The 16,590-nt window shown below is 73.2% G+C and carries 15 protein-coding genes and 1 tRNA gene; 6 read left to right on the plus strand and 10 right to left on the minus strand.

The window, feature by feature from the left end; genetic code table 11:
• Positions 1-95: 95 nt before the first annotated feature.
• Positions 96-1,688, plus strand: a complete 1,593-nt coding sequence (locus PV343_RS33405) for a serine/threonine-protein kinase (RefSeq protein WP_319150789.1) — start codon at positions 96-98, stop codon at positions 1,686-1,688.
• On the opposite strand, the gene PV343_RS33410 is transcribed toward PV343_RS33405, so the two are convergent.
• Both PV343_RS33410 and PV343_RS33415 read right to left on the minus strand, forming a co-directional pair.
• A complete protein-coding gene (locus PV343_RS33410) occupies positions 1,652-3,004 on the minus strand; it encodes a hypothetical protein (protein ID WP_319150790.1) in 1,353 nt (450 codons plus the stop codon). The genes PV343_RS33405 and PV343_RS33410 overlap by 37 nt on opposite strands.
• A gap of 244 nt (positions 3,005-3,248) precedes the next feature.
• Entirely contained in the window at positions 3,249-3,377 is a 129-nt protein-coding gene (locus PV343_RS33415) for a DLW-39 family protein (RefSeq protein WP_003999697.1), read from the minus strand.
• Positions 3,378-3,725: 348 nt separating this feature from the next.
• Between PV343_RS33415 and PV343_RS33420 the strand changes: the two genes are divergently transcribed.
• Together PV343_RS33420 and PV343_RS33425 are read left to right on the plus strand one after the other, a co-directional pair.
• A complete protein-coding gene (locus tag PV343_RS33420; RefSeq protein WP_319150791.1) occupies positions 3,726-4,061 on the plus strand; it encodes a DUF6344 domain-containing protein in 336 nt (111 codons plus the stop codon).
• A gap of 169 nt (positions 4,062-4,230) precedes the next feature.
• Complete coding sequence (locus PV343_RS33425) at positions 4,231-4,986, plus strand: glycosyltransferase family 2 protein (RefSeq protein ID WP_319150792.1); 756 nt, start codon at positions 4,231-4,233, stop codon at positions 4,984-4,986.
• A 10-nt stretch (positions 4,987-4,996) separates the two neighbouring features.
• Here the strand turns inward: PV343_RS33425 and PV343_RS33430 are convergent, their stop codons facing one another.
• Together PV343_RS33430 and PV343_RS33435 are read right to left on the minus strand one after the other, a co-directional pair.
• The gene (locus PV343_RS33430; protein WP_317444397.1) at positions 4,997-5,185 is read right to left on the minus strand and encodes a ferredoxin; all 189 of its coding nucleotides are present in this window, start codon (positions 5,183-5,185) and stop codon (positions 4,997-4,999) included.
• Between the two features lie 117 nt (positions 5,186-5,302).
• Complete coding sequence (locus tag PV343_RS33435; RefSeq protein ID WP_319150793.1) at positions 5,303-5,776, minus strand: hypothetical protein; 474 nt, start codon at positions 5,774-5,776, stop codon at positions 5,303-5,305.
• A gap of 266 nt (positions 5,777-6,042) precedes the next feature.
• Here PV343_RS33435 and PV343_RS33440 point away from each other — a divergent pair, with 266 nt between their 5' ends.
• Both PV343_RS33440 and PV343_RS33445 read left to right on the plus strand, forming a co-directional pair.
• Positions 6,043-6,522, plus strand: coding sequence for a hypothetical protein (locus PV343_RS33440; protein ID WP_319150794.1), 480 nt, complete (start codon positions 6,043-6,045; stop codon positions 6,520-6,522).
• A 591-nt stretch (positions 6,523-7,113) separates the two neighbouring features.
• On the plus strand, positions 7,114-11,373 hold the full coding sequence (locus tag PV343_RS33445) for a hypothetical protein (RefSeq protein WP_319150795.1): 4,260 nt from the start codon (positions 7,114-7,116) through the stop codon (positions 11,371-11,373).
• Positions 11,374-11,531: 158 nt separating this feature from the next.
• Here PV343_RS33445 and PV343_RS33450 read toward each other — a convergent pair whose 3' ends face one another.
• A complete protein-coding gene (locus PV343_RS33450) occupies positions 11,532-12,962 on the minus strand; it encodes a PA14 domain-containing protein (protein ID WP_319150796.1) in 1,431 nt (476 codons plus the stop codon).
• 118 nt (positions 12,963-13,080) lie between these two features.
• The gene (locus tag PV343_RS33455) at positions 13,081-13,437 is read right to left on the minus strand and encodes a helix-turn-helix transcriptional regulator (protein ID WP_319150797.1); all 357 of its coding nucleotides are present in this window, start codon (positions 13,435-13,437) and stop codon (positions 13,081-13,083) included.
• 129 nt (positions 13,438-13,566) lie between these two features.
• Between PV343_RS33455 and PV343_RS33460 the strand changes: the two genes are divergently transcribed.
• A complete protein-coding gene (locus tag PV343_RS33460; RefSeq protein WP_319150798.1) occupies positions 13,567-14,004 on the plus strand; it encodes an STAS domain-containing protein in 438 nt (145 codons plus the stop codon).
• 183 nt (positions 14,005-14,187) lie between these two features.
• Here PV343_RS33460 and PV343_RS33465 read toward each other — a convergent pair whose 3' ends face one another.
• From PV343_RS33465 to PV343_RS33480, 4 genes are all read right to left on the minus strand, one after another.
• A complete protein-coding gene (locus tag PV343_RS33465) occupies positions 14,188-14,556 on the minus strand; it encodes a peptidase inhibitor family I36 protein (RefSeq protein WP_319150799.1) in 369 nt (122 codons plus the stop codon).
• 249 nt (positions 14,557-14,805) lie between these two features.
• Complete coding sequence (locus PV343_RS33470) at positions 14,806-15,561, minus strand: DUF6585 family protein (RefSeq protein ID WP_319150800.1); 756 nt, start codon at positions 15,559-15,561, stop codon at positions 14,806-14,808.
• Between the two features lie 441 nt (positions 15,562-16,002).
• A tRNA-Ile gene (locus PV343_RS33475) sits at positions 16,003-16,079 on the minus strand.
• A gap of 111 nt (positions 16,080-16,190) precedes the next feature.
• The coding region (locus PV343_RS33480; protein ID WP_319150801.1) for a DUF3566 domain-containing protein at positions 16,191-16,590 on the minus strand (400 nt) is incomplete at its 5' end.

Genomic DNA, 16,590 nt, shown 5'->3' on the forward strand with positions numbered 1-16,590 from the left:
TCCAGCAGGGGCAGGACCGGGGCCGCTTGGGTAGGGGGAGTCCACAGGCCCTGGGGGGAGTCCACAGGGCCTAGGGGGAGGAGCGGCGGACTGTCATGGGTGAGGTCTTCGCCGGCCGGTACGAGCTGGCCGACCCGATCGGACGTGGCGGCGCGGGCGCCGTCTGGCGTGCCTGGGACCACCGGCGCCGCCGTTACGTGGCGGCCAAGGTGCTCCAGCAGCGCGATGCCCACTCGCTGCTGCGCTTCGTGCGCGAACAGGCGCTGCGCATCGACCATCCGCATGTCCTCGCCCCGGCCAGCTGGGCCGCCGACGACGACAAGGTCCTGTTCACGATGGACCTGGTCGGGGGCGGCTCGCTGGTCCACCTCGTCGGCGACTACGGGCCGCTGCCGCCCGGGTTCGTGTGCACCCTGCTCGACCAGCTGCTCTCGGGTCTCGCCGCGGTGCACGCGGAAGGGGTCGTGCACCGGGACATCAAGCCCGCCAACGTGCTGCTCGAAGCCACCGGCACCGCACGGCCCCGGTTGCGGCTCTCGGACTTCGGCATCGCCATGCGGTTCGGCGAGCCCCGGCTGACCGACACCAACCTCGTCGTGGGCACGCCCGGCTATCTCGCGCCCGAACAGATGCTGGGCTCCGAACCGGACTTCCCCGCCGACCTGTTCGCCGTGGGGCTGGTCGCCCTGTACCTGCTGGAAGGGGCCAAGCCGGACGCCAAAGCGCTCGTCCAGTACTTCACCGAGCACGGGACGCCGGGACCGCCCAAGGGGGTGCCCGAGCCGCTGTGGCAGGTGGTGGCCACCCTGCTCCAGCCCGACCCGGCCGCCCGGTTCCGCACCGCCACGGGAGCGCGCAAGGCGCTCGCCGCCGCCGCCGAACTGCTGCCGGAACCCGGCCCCGACGACGAACTGATCGAGATCTTCGACCAGCTCGGCCCGCTGCCGCCCGGGTTCGGTACCGACGGCCCGCTCAAGCGCGCCCCCGGCGTACAGGTACGGCCCATGGGGACGCCCGGCGGCAGCGGCACCGGTACAGGCACCACCGACGGGACCGGCGGCGCCGCGCGGCCGGAACCCGGCAGCGGGACCGTCGATCCCCGCCTCGGTCCCCGCGCGGAGACCGACGGGCCCGAGCACTCCGCGCCCTCCTCGCCGACGTCCTCGTCGGCGTCCGTGTCGGCGGCCGTCTCCATGTCGGACACCGGAAGCTTCCACCTGCCGCCGCCCCAGCCGACCCCGAGCCCCCAGCCGTACCTCCCGGCCCGCGAGGCGGGACGGCAGCGGCACGGCGGCCAGTCCGACCGATACGGGCCGTACGACCGGCCGGGCCACCTGGCCACCGACCCGCCCTCGGCCGAGCAGCCCGCCACTCCCCCCACCCACCCCGTAGCTCCCCTGGCTCCCCCGGCCCCCCGGCCGTACGGCGCCTGGCAGTCCGCCCCGGCCACCCCAGCGGTCCCGGTCCCGGCCCCGGAGGCGGTCCCGCGCGCCGACACCGGCACCGCCTCGTACACCGCCCAGGACCCGCGGACCCCGGCGCTCACGCCGCCGCCCGCGCCCGCGCCGGCCCGTGCACGCGGCCACCGGGCCCGCCGTCCGGGTCCCCCGGCCAAGGCGGCCATCCCGCTGCTGCTGCTGGCGCTGGCCTGCTACGCCGTGGGCTTCTGGGCGCTGGCCCGCGTCTGAGCCCGCCGGGCGGCCACCGTCCACACACCCAGCACCAGCAGCAGCGCGGTCCCGGTGCCGATCCCGCCCGCCGCGAGCGCCTTCATCGCGGTGCCGTCGCCCCCCGCGCTCCCGGTCGTCGCGGCCGCGCGGTCCTGCTCGGTGACCGTGAAGACGCCCGCCGGTACCGGCCGGCCCGCGTAGCCGGGTCCTTCGTGCGCCTGTCCGTCGATCCGCACCCGCAGCGTCACCGTGAACGGCCCTGACCCGAAGGTGTCGGTCATCCGCTCGCTGAGGTGCACGACCAGGTAGTACGCGCCGGCGAAGCGCACCGCGCTCTCCCCGGTCAGCACGGCGTACCGGTTGGCGTACTCCACGGGCGGCAGCGGGGCGAGCGCGGCGCTCCGCGCGGTGCCCGTGTAGCCGAGGGAGGCGTCGTCGACGTGTCCGCGGACGGGGTTGTAGAGCGAGAGGTTCAGCGCGCCGACGACATAGCCGTGCCCGTGGGCGGCGCCGCCCAGCTCGGCCACGGCGTGTACCCGGCGCCCCCAGTCGAGCGGCACCTTGTAGAAGAGGGTCTGGCCGGGTACGACGCGGGACCGCCAGACCCCTTGGCCCAGCGGCCTGGCCCCGGCGAACCCGGCGCCGCCGGCCCGCTCCCGGGGCTCGCCGGGGAGGGGTTCGGGAGAGGCGGAGTCCCAGGTCCGGGGCGCGGTGGTGGACCCGGCACGCGCCGGGCGCGGCTCGGTGACGGGGGCGATCTCCAGGTCCCAGGGCCGCCCGGAGCCCGCCGCGGCGGAGCCGCCCGGGCGTCCTGGACTCCCGGAGTCCAGCCGTTCCACCAGCAGGTAGTACGCCCCAGCGCCCTGGCACGACGTGCGGCCGGCCTCGCGCCGGCCGAGGGCCGTGACGGGACGCGGGCTCAGCGCGCCGCCGAAGCGGGCGGCGGCGTACGAGCACGATCCGCCGTGCGCGTCCCGGACCGAGACACGGATGCCGTCGGTGGCGGACACGGTGGCGTGCGCGGGGGGTACGGCGGTGACGGGGACGTACGCCGTGGTCGTACGGTCGAGGTCGAGTCGGTAGGAGAGCCGGCCGTGCACGGGGAGGGAGCCGCGGTAGGTCCGGCCCGGTTCGAGCCGGGGGGCGTCCGAGGTGCCCGCCGTACCCGTGACGGGCACGGCGTCCGGGGCGAAGGCGTACGCCGTGGGTCCGTCGGCGGCCGCGGTCACGCCCGGCAGCGCGGCCACGGCGCACAGGACGGCCGCGACCACCGCCGCCCGCACGGCTCCCCCGGGCCGGCCGCCCCGCCACCACCACGTCCCACGCCCCCGCACGTGCCACTCCCGTCGCTCCGTACCCGCGCCTTCGGCCGTGGCCCATCCTGCCCCGGACCGGCCTGCGCCATCCGGGGAATCCGTACGGCCGTCCGAAATTCCGACCCGGGCGGGGCCGTGTCACCGGACGCCTACCTCACCCTCCGGGAAGCGGCAACACGAGGGCGCGCGGGGAAGCCGTCCGGACAACACAAAACCCCGACCGCGAGGGCGGCCGGGGTCTGATCGAAATCTGGATCGGTACTCACGAACCCGTGGGCACGGAGTCAGTCGCCTCCGTCCACAGGTCCTGCTCGGCGCGATCCGCCTGGATCTGGCGGTACACGAGGAGCCCGCCGATGGCGGCCAGTGCGACCAGGAGCAGCTTCTTCACCGCGCGACCTCGTCTTTCCTTGACGTAGGGGACCTCTGGCGCCCGACTATACACACCGACCGATATCGATCGGTGACCTGCGTGGGGCCCCAACTCCCGCCCCCTTCAGCGCAATAGCCCAGGTCGGCGACGGTTGTGGCCACAGGGTGATCGGGCCCCCACGGACCGTTACTTTCTCCCCCTTCGCTCGTCCTCACCTGCTTTTGCGGCTTTTCTGACCGTCGTGCACCCATCCGAGTGGTGTTCATCGGAACATCGCCGCGCCGTGGGCGTCGGTCCCACACTTCGCAACCCCCATACACATCATGAACAAAGTACGCAAATCGCCCAACCTGAAAGTGAGGGGTCATGACCGGGAACAACAAGGTCGCGCAGCTGTGGACCGCCATCGTCACCGCCTTCCTCGCGCTGTGCACGGCGCTCGGACTCGCCACCGCGACCACCGCGGCCGCCCAGACCGAGGCCCCGGCCACCGGCGCCGAGACGCAGACGCAGACGGCCCCGACGATCCCGTTGATGAACCACTGGGCCTGGTCCCACGGCAGGGCCCTTCCCCCCACGATGAAGCAGCGCATTCGGGCCGAGGCCCACGGAAAGTCCCCCAGCTGCCGGCACCGCCCCCTCGACGAGACCGAGGCGGAGACGGACACGGCCCCCCAGACCACCGCACAGCTCGACTGCTGAGCGGAGCGCAGCACGCAGGACCGCGACCGTCTCGACAGCACGGGCGACTTGCGTACGCACCAGTCGACACGGACAGACCCCCGGCCGGGATCGGCCGGGGGTCTCGCGCTTTTCCCGACCCCCACCACCCTCGGTCGTCGGCCTCCTCAGGGGGTCATAGCCTGGCCGGGTGCGCATCACCGTAGTCACCGCCGTCCACGCACCGTCCGCGCGTTTCCTGCCGGAGGCTTACAAGTCGCTGAGCGAGCAGTGGCTCCCGGACGGCTGGGAGTGGCGCTGGGTGATCCAGGAGGACGGCCGCACGGACGAGGTCGGGCCTTACGTCCCGGACGACGCGCGAGTCAGTTTCCGTCAGGGCCGGCCGGGCGGCCCCGGCATCGCCCGCACCCTCGCGCTGGCGCACGCCGACGGGGAGTACGTGAAGGTCCTGGACGCCGACGACCAGCTCACCCCCGGCGCCCTCGCCCGCGACCTGGCCGCGCTGGAGGCCGACCGCACGCTCGGCTGGGCCACCTGCCGGGTCCTCGACCTGCTGCCCGACGGCTCCACGGCCGGTTTCCCCGGCGACCCGGCCGAAGGACCGGTCGAGCGCGGGTCCGTCCTGCGCCGGTGGAAGGAGAACGGGTTCCGGGCGCCGGTGCACCCCGCGACCCTCTTCGTCCGCCGTGACCTGCTGACCGCGCTGGGCGGCTGGATGGCGCTGCCCGCCTCCGAGGACACCGGTCTGCTCCTCGCCCTGGACGCGGTCTCCCGCGGCTGGTTCTCCGCCGAGCCCGGCCTGCTGTACCGCAAGTGGGAAGGGCAGATGACCAGTCAGGCCCCGCACGTGGACCCGGCCGAACGGGACGCCCGCATGGCCGTGGCGGAGTCCAGGGCACGGGCACTGACGGACTTCGCCTGGTCCTGTCCTCCCCAAGTCACCTGACGGACAAGGGTCATTCGGCGAGCACGATGGCCTGCGACGGACACTTCTCCGCCGCCTCGCGCACCTGCGGATCGTCCCCGCTGTCCGCCCGGCCGGGCCGCACCACGCCGTACCCGTCCTCGAAGGCGAACACGGACGGCGCCCGGTGCGCGCACTCGGCGGAGCCGTAGCACACGCCCCGGTCGACGGTGACCTTCATACGTCCTCCAGCCGTACGGGACCTCGGCCTCCCCCGTGGGCGGCCCGCCGGTCGGCCGACCGGCTTCAGGACGTCACTGCCCGGTGCGCCACGCCGTCAACCGGGGTCACCCGGCGCTCAGCGGCCGGCCGCCGCGGCGGACAGCCAGTGCGCGACCCGGCGGACCGTGGGCTCGTCGAGCCGCTCGACCAGCGCCCGTACCGCCGGCTCGTCCTCGGGGGAGAGGTCGTACAGACCCGCCCTGCTCAGTCCGGCCATGAGCACCTGGTGCCGGCGGTCCGCCATGCGTTCGGCGAGCTTGACGGGCTCCTCGGCGGGCTCGGCGGGTTCCTGGACGCGCCCGCCCGCGACGGCCGCGGCTGCCGGGGTCTCGAAGCGGTGCCAGGCGCCGTCCCGCGGGCCCCACAGGGCGACCGCCACCTCGTCGCCGCGCGCCCGTACCGTCTGTGTCATGTCCCCGACCGCGTACAGCACGGGGGTCCGGTCGGGCGACTCGGCCGCCAGCCGCCAGGAGTCGTCGGACGCCCGGTGGAACATCGCGACCCAGCGCGGGGCACCGGGAGGTCGCGGGCAGTCGGGACGCTTCACCATGGCGCTCACCCCTTCGGTAACGACCGGCGCGCCGACCATAGCTGACGTACCGTCAGATCTCCAGCGCGGCCGTCCGGGCTCTCGGGCACGCCCTCGGTCTCGGGGACGCCTTCGGGCCGGCCTCCGGATCGCACCCGCCGCGCGCACCCGTCCCGCGCACCCGGTCCCGCGCAACGTCTGGCCTCCTCACGACCGGCGTGGCACCCTGCCCGCGCCCGGCCCCGGACCCCGCCGGGCCGGTGCCCCGAGGCCGAGGGAGACCGAGGATGAGCGGACGCGAGGAGAGCCGGGCGGGAACCGCGCCGTCGGCGGCCGAGCTGAGAAGGGCCCATGCCGGGCGGGCGCACAGCGCGTACGACCGTGCCGCGGCCATCTGCCGGCACTGCGGGATCGCGCGGGAAGCCGCCCAGCCGGTACCGACGAGCCCCGTCGGCCGGGCAGCCGGCGCGCTGCGGCTGGCCTCCGGCTCGCTCGAAGCGCTGGCCGGGAGCGCGCCCGATCCGGCGGCGGACGCCCGCTGCGCCCGGAACGCGGCCGCGGCGGCGGCCCTGGCGGCCCAGGTGGCCGCGGCCCGCGAGGGCACCGGCGCCTCACCCGCCCTACGGGCCGCGCTGACCGCCTCCCAGGCGGCCGCCGCAGCGGCGGGCGGCACGGCCCAGGGCCGGGACGCCGTCCTGAACACCGCCGCCGACGAGGCCGAACGGAGCGCCGTCGCCGCCGCCTGGGCGGCAGGCTGGATGGGCTGACGCACAGGGCACAGCGACTCAGCCGGGGCTCGGCTGGGCCTCCCGGCTTCCCGCTCCGGTGTCCGCACGGCGCGCCCACACCGGCCCGTCCGGCACCGGTCCCTCCCCTCGTGGGGACCGGTGCCGGACGGAGCGGGTGACGTCGATCCGCGCCTTTCGGCATGTCTGCGCGAATCGGGTCCGGGGAGTGCGGCGTCCGTGCTGTCTTCGGATCTCCGGGGCCGTGGGGACCTCGGGACCTCGGGGGCCGTGGGGGCCTGGCCCAGGGAGCTCCGGGGCCGTGGGGGCCCCGGATCGGGCGGGACTTCGGGTCGGTGGTCTTCGGGTCGTGGGGGTTCTCGGGGCCCTGGGCGCCTCCCGGACGAAGTTGACCGAGAACGTTCGGCACCCGGGGCGGTGTGCGGCGCGGGCGGGCCCGGTGGCCTGTCCGGACGATGCGTGATGGACCGGCTACCGGGTCGTGATCCTGCCATTTGTGGCCCCCGGCGAGGAGGTTCCGGTCTCCGGTCCAGGGCTTCGCCGCAGGTCAGCCGTATAGGGTGAGTTTTCCGGTCCGGACGTTCAGCCGCGGGGGGAGTAAGGGGTGGGGCCTTGGGTTCCGACTCAGGGGCACGTACGGCCTTCGCGGAGCGCCTCGCGCTGCTCTACAAGGAGGCCGGCAACCCTCCCCTGAAGAGCGTGTCGGAGTCGGTCGTCCGGCTGCAGCGCGTGGACGAGCGCGGACGGCCCGTGCGGGTGTCCGCCCAGCGCATCAGCGACTGGCGGCGGGCGAAGAACGTACCGGCCCAGTTCGCCGCCCTCGCGGCCGTCCTGCAGATCCTGATCCCCGAGGCCCGCCGGGCGCGGCCCGCCCCCGTCTCCGCCGGTCTGTACGACCTCGCCCAGTGGCAGCGCCTGTGGGAGCAGGCCCTGGCCGGGCCGGTCGCCGACCGCACGACGGCGCCCGCCGAGGAGGACCGGCAGGCGACGGACGCGGCACCGCCCGTCGCCGGTGGCGTGTGCCCCTACCGGGGCCTGGCGCCCTACCGCCAGGAGGACGCCCGCTGGTTCTTCGGGCGGGAGCGGAGCACGGAGGCCCTGGTGGCCCAGTTGCGGGCCGCCGAGAAGACGGGCGGCCTGATCATGCTCGTCGGTGCCTCGGGCGCGGGGAAGTCGTCGCTGCTGAACGCCGGTCTGGTGCCCGCGGTCCAGGGCGGGGCCCTGGAGGACGGCCTGCCGGGGGACGGCGCGGAGCGGCCGGGCGCCGTGCTGCAGCTCGTCCCGGGCGCCGACCCGCTCGGCGAGCTGACCCGCCGCATCCCGGAGCTCGCCGACCTGGCCGCCGCGGCCCGCGAGGCCGAGGAGGAGGCCGCGCACCACCCCACCGCACCGGGCGCCGACGCACCCCACTTCGCCCGCGCGGTGCGGGAGGCGGTCAGGGCCTGGGCGCACCGGGAGACGTCCTCGCGCGCGCACCACCGCCGGCCGGACGACTCGGCACCGGACCGTGAGCCGGGAGCGGCACCGGACCGTGAGTCAGGCGCCGCCATGGAAGCGCGACCGGGCGCCGCGCTCGGCCCCGCCGCGCACCCGGACCCGGCCCAGGAGCCCGCCTCCGACGATCCGCCCCCCGGTCCCGCCCCCGCCGCGGCCCCGCAGCCCGACGCCGGCTCCCTCGCCACCCGCCCGGTGATCATCGTCGACCAGTTCGAGGAGACGTTCACCCTCTGCTCCGACGAGCCCGGCCGCCGTACGTTCCTGCAGTTCCTGCGCGCCGCCTGCACCCCGGCCGCCGGCTCGTCCGACCCGCCCCCCGTCCTCGTGGTCCTCGGCGTCCGCGCCGACTTCTACGAGCAGTGCCTCGGCTACCCGGAACTGGCCGACGCCCTCCAGCACCGCCACATGGTCCTCGGCCCGCTGACCACGGCGGAGCTGCGCGAGGCGGTGACCGGCCCCGCCAAGGCCGTCGGGCTGGAGCTGGAACCGGGGCTGGCCGAGCTGATCGTGCGCGAGGTGAGCGCCGACGGCCCGCGCGGAGCGCACGACGCCGGAGTGCTCCCGCTCCTCTCCCACGCCCTGCTCGCCACCTGGCAGCGCCGCAAGGCGGGCCGGCTGACGCTGGCCGGCTACCGCGCTGCGGGCGGCATCCAGGGCGCGGTGGCGGCGACCGCCGAGCGCGCCTGGTCCAGCCTCGACTCGGCCGCGCGCTCGGCCGCCCGGCTGCTCCTGCTGCGGCTCGTCCGGCTGGGCGAGGACACCCAGGCCACCCGCCGCCGCGGCACGCGCCGCCAGCTCGCCCAGGAGTCGGCCGATCCCGGCAAGACGGAGGAGTCGCTGGAGGCGTTGGTGCGCGCCCGGCTGGTGACGCTCGACGCGGAGACCGTGGAGATCACCCACGAGGCACTCCTGCACGCCTGGCCGCGGCTGCGCCACTGGATCGACGAGGACCGCGGCGACCACCTGCTGCGCCAGCGCCTCGAGGAGGACGGCCGCGCCTGGGAGGACTCGGACCGGGACAGCTCGCTGCTCTACCGCGGCTCCCGACTCGAGCAGGCCCGCACCTGGGCGAAGTCCGCCGGGGACACCTATCTCACGCGCGGCGCGGTGCAGTTCCTGGCCGCCTCGGTCCGGCTGCGCCGGCGCACGGTCCTGATCAGCAGGGCCGCCGTGGCCGCCCTGGTCGTGCTCGCGGTGCTCGCCGCCGGTTCGGCGGTGGTGGCGTGGCAGCAGCGGGACGACGCCGTGTTCGAGCAGGTGCTGGCCGAGGCGGACCGCGTGCAGCACACGGATCCGTCGCTGGCCGCGCAGCTCGACCTGGTGGCCCACCGGCTGCGCCCCGGCGACGAGGGGACGTTCAGCAGACTGATCTCGATCGTGAACGCGCCCCTGGCCACCCCCCTGCTCGGCCACACGGGCGCCGTCTACCTCACCTCCTTCAGCCCCGACGGCAAGACCCTCGCCACGGCCAGCTACGACCGGACCGTCCGCTTGTGGAGCGTCGCCGACCGGGCCCGTCCGAAGCCCCTGGGCAAGCCCCTGACCGGGCACACGAGCTGGGTGAGCAGCGCGGTCTTCAGCCCGGACGGCCGCACCCTGGCCAGCGCCGGCGACGACGGCACGATCCGGCTGTGGGACGTGCGCGACCCCGCCCACCCCACCCCGCTGGGACGGCCGCTCACCGGCCACACCGGCACGATCTACCTGGTCGCCTTCAGTCCGGACGGCCGCACCCTGGCCTCCGCGAGCGAGGACCGCACCGTACGCCTGTGGAACGTGGCCGACCCGCACCGGCCCGCACCGCTCGGCAGGCTCGGCGGCCACACCGCGCCGGTGCGCTGCGTGGCGTTCAGCCCCGACGGGCGCACGCTCGCGGCGGGCGGCGACGACAACACGATCCGGCTGTGGAACACGGCCGACCCGCACCGCCCCCGTCCCCTGCCGAAGGTGCTGACCGGCCATACGGACCTCGTCCACTCGGTGGCCTTCAGCCCCGACGGCCGCACCCTGGCCAGCGGCAGCGCCGACGACACGATCCGGCTGTGGGACGTCGCCGACCCGGCACGCGCGAAAGCCCTCGGCTCCCCGCTCACCGGGCACACCGGCCCCATCTGGTCGGTGGCCTTCAGCCCCGACGGCGGCCGGCTCGCCGCCGCCAGCGCGGACAGCACCGCCAGCCTGTGGAGCGTCACCGACCCGTCGTCACCTTCGCAGGTCGGGGAGCCGCTCGCGGGCAGCAGCGGCGAGATGTACGCACTCGGGTTCAGCCCCGACGGCCGCACCCTGGCCACCGGCAGCGGGGACAGCAAGGTCCGCCTCTGGTCGGTTCCGACGCAGGACATGATCGGCCGCAGCGGTGCGTTCCGGCCGGACGGGAAGGTACTGGCCACGGCGGCGCGCGACGGCAGGATCCGGTTGTACGACGTGGCCGCGCCCGGCCGGCCCGTGTCCCTGGGCAAGCCGTTCATGGCGGCGGACGGCTACCAGCGGTCGATGACGTTCTCCCCGGACGGCCGCACCCTCGCCGTGCGGACCGGGCACGGGTCGCTGTACCTGTGGAACGTCCGCAACCCGGCCCACCCCGTCCCGGCCGGGGCGCCGCTGACCCTGCACACCCGCTTCGCGGGCCCCGACTCGATGGCCTACAGCCCCGACGGACGCACGCTGGCCACCGCCTACGACGACCGCACCATCCAGCTGTGGAACGTCAGCGACCCCGCGCGCACCGTCCCGCTCGGCAAGCCGCTCACCGGCCACCGGGGCTTCGTCGACTCCCTCGCCTTCAGCCCGGACGGGCGCACGCTGGCCAGCGGCAGCGCGGACAGCACCATCCGGCTGTGGGACGTCAGCGACCCCGGCCACGCCACCCGGACCGGCCCCGCGCTCAGCCGGCACACCGGCCCGGTCAACGCGCTCGCCTACAGTCCCGACGGCCACACCCTGGCCAGCGGCAGCGACGACGACACCGTACGGCTCTGGGACGTCACCGACCCGGGCACGCCGGCGGTGCTGGGAGCGCCGCTCACCGGCCACACGGAGGCGGTCACGTCCCTGACGTTCAGCGAGTCCGGGAACACGCTGGCGAGCGGCGGCAACGACAACACGGTCCGGCTGTGGGACGTGACCCGGCCCGACTCGGCCACTCCCATCGGGCAGTCGATGAGCCCCTACGCCAAGACCGGCAACTTCCTGTCCTTCAGCCCCGGCAGCCATGTGCTCGGGGTGTCGAGCGGTGCCGACACGGTGCGGCTGTGGCGCCTGGACGCCGACACGGCCATCCGGCACATCTGCTCGGTCACCGGCGGGGTCCTGACCCCGCAGCGGTGGCAGGAGTACCTGCCCCGTCTGTCGTACGACCCGCCGTGCCCACGCTGACCGGCCAAGATCGGCCAACTACCGGAGCCAACAAGCCGGTTGACTCCCCCAGCCCGCGCAACCTTGTTACCCTTGGCCATGGCCCGATCGCTGGTGCATCCCCCGTCGCCAGCGGTCGGGCCTTCTCGTACCCCGTGCCCGTGAGGTCCGTCGGGCCGTCAGCCCTGCGGCACCGTGACGGCGCGGACGTCGCTGTACGGCGAGTAGTTGCCGGCCGCGTCGTAGCTGCGGGCCCGGTACTCGTAGGTGAGCCCGTCCGCGGGAAGCCGGTCGCAGAGGCCGGCCGTGGCGTTGCTCTGACGCGGGTCGAAGCCCTGGTGCAGGACGACCGACCAGGCACCCGTCTCGGCCACGCGGCGCTCGATCTCGAAACCGGTGAAGTCGCGGATCGGGGCGGGTGTGTAGTCCGTGGCGGTCGCCCGGACGCCGTCCGCGCAGGTCCCGAGGGTCAGCTCGGGGGCGTAGGCCGGGGCGATGCCGTCGGGGATCTCCAGCCACAGCTCGTTGGTGGCACCGGCGCTGAGCCACGGCGGGTTGTAGGTGGTGGTGCCGCCGTCGTTGGTGACGAGGACGCGGTAGTGGCGCCATTCGCCGTCGGGGACGACGGGATCGGTGGTCCAGGTGTTGCCCTTGGTGGTGCCGAGCGGGACCCACTCGTAGGAGCCTTCGACCTTGTCGTTGCTGAGCACCGTGTAGTGGTCGAAGTGCGGCTCGGTGTTGAGCGGCCACTTCAGGGTGACCTTGCCGGTCGCCTTGTCGTAGGTGCCGGTCACCGAGGTGACGACGGGCAGGGGGCGGACGATGGTGTCCGTGCTGCCCGACGAGGTGTTGCCCGCCTTGTCCTTGGCGCGCACCTCGTAGTAGTAGGGCGTGCGGTCGTCGGGGTTCACCAGCGGGTCGGTGTGGCTGCGGGCGGTGGTCGTGGTGACCTTCGTCCAGGTGCTGGAGCCGACAGGCCGGCGGTAGAGCCCGTAGCTCGCCAGGTCCATCTCCTTGTTGGCGGACCAGGAGACGGTCGTCCTGCGGGTCTTGGTGTCGTAGGCGGTCTTCACCCCGGTGGGGGCGAGCGGCTTCGTCCTGTCGTACGTCGCCGAGGTCCGGGGCGCGTAGGTGCACTTGACCTTGGCGGCGCCGGTCCAGTTCACGTAGTCGACGCGCAGCGTGTGCCTGCCGGAGGGCACGGTGACGTCGACGCCCTTGGAGCGGGCGGTGTCACCGGTGTTCTTCCACAGGTCGATCTTGCGGACGCCGTCCAGGTAGACGCGGACGCCGTCGGTGGCGGAGGCGGTGAACGAGAAGGGCCCGCCGGAACCGAAGTCGCGGGTGACCGACCAGCGCACACCGAAGTTGTTCGACGGAACGCCCGCGGCCGGGCTGCCGGACCAGCTCTGGCTGATGGCGCTGTCGCAGTCGGTCCGCACGGGGGAGCCGGAGAACGAGGTGTTCTTGTAGAACGTCCGCTCGTAGACGTTCGTCGAGCAGCCGCCGTCGGCGCCCGCCGCCTGCGGCGCGGCGGCCACCAGGCCACCGAGGAGGACGACGGACAGGACACCACCGGCCCGGGCGGCGTGAAGACTCTTGTGGTGCACGGGAACCCTTCGCGCTGTGCGTGCGGAACGTACAGCGAGGAGACTCACCAGCCACACGGAAGGTTGCGGGCCCCACCCGAAGTCGTCCGCACGGGACCGCCCACGACCTGGCGGAACGTCAGTCGGACGTGGACGCGGGCGTGTGCTCGCCGTACGGCATCGCGCGATGGGCCTCGTCCCGGACGAGCAGGGCGAGGAGCGAGGCCACCGTCAGGCCCTGGCCGGCCTCGGTCGGGTGGCGCAGGATCCGGCCGGGGTCGATCTCGTACGTGTTGCCGCGGCCCTGGCGGGTGTGCGAGAGGTAACCGGCCTGCTCCAGGTCGGCGATGATCTTCTGCACGGCGCGTTCGGTGAGTCGGCAGCGGGCGGCGATGTCCCGTACGCGCGCGCTCTGGTTGTCAGCGATGGCCGCGAGGACGCGGGCATGGTTCGTCAGGAACGTCCATCCGCTGTGCGGCTCGGGCACCTCATCCATGCGCCGAGTGTACTGAAAGGACATGCACGCATTCAAAAGCACGCACAAGAGTTCGTGTATAGGTTGACGTACGTTCCCTTCGTGAGGGAACGTGGAGGCGGACGACGGCGAGCGCATCGGGAGTGAGCCATGCAGCACCCTTCCCACCAGACCCGCACTGCGCCGGGCCTGCACTGTCCGCCTGCACACGCCGCCGCGAAGGACCTTCCCCCCGGCCGGACGGCCACGACGTACACGACGAGCGGCGACCGGGTGCGGGTCACCGTGCGCGGCGAACTCGACCTCGTCACGGGAAACCGGCTCCAGGGCCCGCTGGGCGAGGCGCTCACCGCCTCCGCCGACGGCCTCGACCTGGACCTGAGCGAGCTCGCCTTCTGCGACTGCGCCGGCCTCACCGTCCTGCTGGAACTGCGCCTGCGGGCCCTGAGCCGCGGCAAGACCGTCGTCATCCAGCGCTCCAGCCCGGCGGTCGACCGGCTGCTCCGCCTCCTCGGCGCACAGGACCTGTTCTCACCCCCGCAGCCCCACCGCCCGGACCCCCGCCCCCTGACCCCGGCCCCCGCCTGACCGAACAGGCGGGCGGAAGAGGGCTGAGGTCAGCCCCGCAGATGCGGGCCAATGGGCGTGACCCTCGGCTGCGCTGATGTCAGACATCTGTGAGCGCTTGACGGCCAGGTTCGCGCAGCCACAACGCGGAAACGCTCGACCGAGACTCGGTCGAGCGTTTCCGCGTTGGTTTGAGCCGCAGACTCAGGGGCCCCACACGGCAATGCTGTAGCCCACGAAGGGGGTGGCGCTGGTGAAGGTGCCGCTCTTGAGATCCAGCTTGTCTCCGTAGCAGGAATCGTCGCTGTAGACGGTGATCTTCCTGCCAGACTGGTTCGACACCGTGCGGACACCGCCGTCCGACACCGGGTAGCAGCCCGGCGTGAGCTTCCGGTCCTGGCGGTGGCCCTCGAAGTTCCGCTTCAACCAGGTGCACACCTTGCCATGGGCGCACACCGTAGCGGCGGAGGCGGGCTGCACGGAGGCAAAGGGAAGCGTGGCGGCCAGGGCCACGCCGGCCAGCAATAAGGAGCGCTTTCTCACGGGCTCATCCATTCCCACGTACTCGAACACTCGTTCGTTTACCTTGTCATGCTCCTAACGCGGGAGACAAGTTCCCAAGTGAGCCGCCGGTTCAGCCCAAGGTCGCTCAGGTGATCCTCCGGCACAGCCAGGCGGCCCCACTCATCGGCTGACCGCCGCCGGTGCTGTCAGAAGCGGACGTCAAAAGACCCCCGGCCCTTTGGACCGGGGGTCTTCGTGCTGGTGGGGCTCACAGGATCTGAACCTGTGGCCTCATCGCCCTTGACCGCGCTCCGGCGGTCAGGCGTCCTGGCGCGGCCCGCCGTATCGGAGCTGCTCCACGAGGGCGAGGAAGAGGAAGAGATTCGGGATCCTCTTGACCGGCATCCTTGCCCAGGGCAGTTTCTTGCCGGCCTTGCGCAGCACCAGCACTCCCTGTGAGAGCTCGGCCTTCTCGATCTGCGGCCACGTCAGGCTGTCCTTCGAGGTGGCCACACCGCCCAGGTTGACCGAGAGCTCCCCGTAGGTCAGGGTCCCGCCCTGCTCCAGCCCGGCGAGCAGTCCGGGGAGCTGTGCCCGGGTGATCTCCTGCTGCAACGCCGGGCCCCAGTGCTCGGGCTGGTCGTAGAAGCCGGTCACCTTGAGCGTCGTACCGTCCGCGCGATGGAGCGTGTAGACGTAGGTGGTGCCGACGTATATGCCGTTTGCGTACCGCTCGGTGATCTCCTGAAGCACCGTCATCGTGTCCCAGCGGAAAACGGACACTTCGCCGCTCTTCCCCACCTCGGCCAGGCCATGTTCGAAGAGGTGCAGTCGGCGGGCAGCCTGCTTGCGCGAGAGATCGGGCGTCTGGGCAGCGAGCCAGAGGAAGTAGGCGCCCAGGGGAGGAAGGATCAGGGAAACGGTCCCCATGAGCAGCAGGGCAGCGATCCGCACAGGGCCGACACGCTTGGGCAGGAACGTCTCACGCAGTTGTCCGAGCCCTTCGGTCCCCAGAGGTGCCGTCTGGGGGGCTGATGTCTGCCCGGAGTCTTGCTGAGCGGCGGATTTCACCATGAGTCGTGCTCCATATTTGGTGTTTCAGAAATTCGGTGATCATTGTCCGGTCGAGTCCGCCAGCGGTACGCGTCGGGGGGGGTGACGGCCACCGGAACCGGCACGCCGGCCAAGGATGCACAGCCTCCGTCTCACCCCGCCGGAGGCATCGTTCTGACCGTGGCCGCGCTATGCGGTGATCGGCTCATGGCCACCGGCCCTATCCACCAGTGGGTGCGCGTCGGCGCGGCGCGGGCGGAGCGGGCCGGAGGCAGGAGCGGCGCCCGCAGCGGAGCGCAGCCGGGGCTCGATGAGGTAGAGAAACCTGTAACAGCTCTCGGGCTGATCGGTCAGGAAGCAGTGCGGTTCAGGCAGAGGGCTGGTCGGTAACCAGGAGTCGGCTGGTGAAGCTCTCATGGCGTCAAAAGACCCCCGGCCCTAGTGGACCGGGGGTCTTTTCGCTGGTGGGGCTAACAGGATTTGAACCTGTGGCCTCATCCTTATCAGGGATGCGCTCTAACCAACTGAGCTATAGCCCCGCCGCGCTCTGCGGTGTGTGTCCCGCGCGCTGACTCCTGAAGATTAGCGCACGACCGGGGAAGTCCCAAAATCGGTTGTCGGGGGGCTGCCGACGGGACCCGGCAGGCGGGTCACTCGTCCTCGGCCAGCGTCAGCTCGATGCCGCCCACGAAGCCGGCGGAGAGGTTGTAGATGAACGAGCCGAGCGTGGCCAGCGCCGTCGCGAGGACGACGTCGATGACCGCGATGATCGTCGAGAACATCAGGACGTGCGGGAGGGAGAGGAAGGCCTGCAGGTCGAAGCCGTTGGCCTCGTTCGAGCCCGTCGCCTCCGAGATGGTGCCGCCGACCGTCGAGAACACGCCCATCGCGTCCATGACCATCCACAGCACCGCCGACGCGACGATCGTGCAGATGCCCAGCGCGATGGAGAGCAGGAAGCTGACCTTCATGACCGACCACGGGTCGGCCTTGGCGACCCGCAGCCGGGCCTTGCGGGTGCGCGGCGCGGTGCGCGCGCCGGTGCGCGGC

This window comes from Streptomyces sp. WI03-4A (assembly GCF_033792105.1).
Classification (GTDB): Bacteria; Actinomycetota; Actinomycetes; order Streptomycetales; family Streptomycetaceae; genus Streptomyces; species Streptomyces collinus_A.

What these genes read in the sequence shown, in the direction of transcription:
- PV343_RS33405 (WP_319150789.1), top strand. Translation starts at nt 96, where the DNA reads ATGGGTGAGGTCTTCGCCGGCCGGTACGAGCTGGCCGACCCGATCGGA.
- PV343_RS33455 (WP_319150797.1), bottom strand. Translation starts at nt 13,437, where the DNA reads ATGGATGAGGTGCCCGAGCCGCACAGCGGATGGACGTTCCTGACGAAC.
- PV343_RS33435 (WP_319150793.1), bottom strand. Translation starts at nt 5,776, where the DNA reads ATGGTGAAGCGTCCCGACTGCCCGCGACCTCCCGGTGCCCCGCGCTGG.
- PV343_RS33460 (WP_319150798.1), top strand. Translation starts at nt 13,567, where the DNA reads ATGCAGCACCCTTCCCACCAGACCCGCACTGCGCCGGGCCTGCACTGT.
- PV343_RS33420 (WP_319150791.1), top strand. Translation starts at nt 3,726, where the DNA reads ATGACCGGGAACAACAAGGTCGCGCAGCTGTGGACCGCCATCGTCACC.
- PV343_RS33430 (WP_317444397.1), bottom strand. Translation starts at nt 5,185, where the DNA reads ATGAAGGTCACCGTCGACCGGGGCGTGTGCTACGGCTCCGCCGAGTGC.
- PV343_RS33440 (WP_319150794.1), top strand. Translation starts at nt 6,043, where the DNA reads ATGAGCGGACGCGAGGAGAGCCGGGCGGGAACCGCGCCGTCGGCGGCC.
- PV343_RS33470 (WP_319150800.1), bottom strand. Translation starts at nt 15,561, where the DNA reads ATGGTGAAATCCGCCGCTCAGCAAGACTCCGGGCAGACATCAGCCCCC.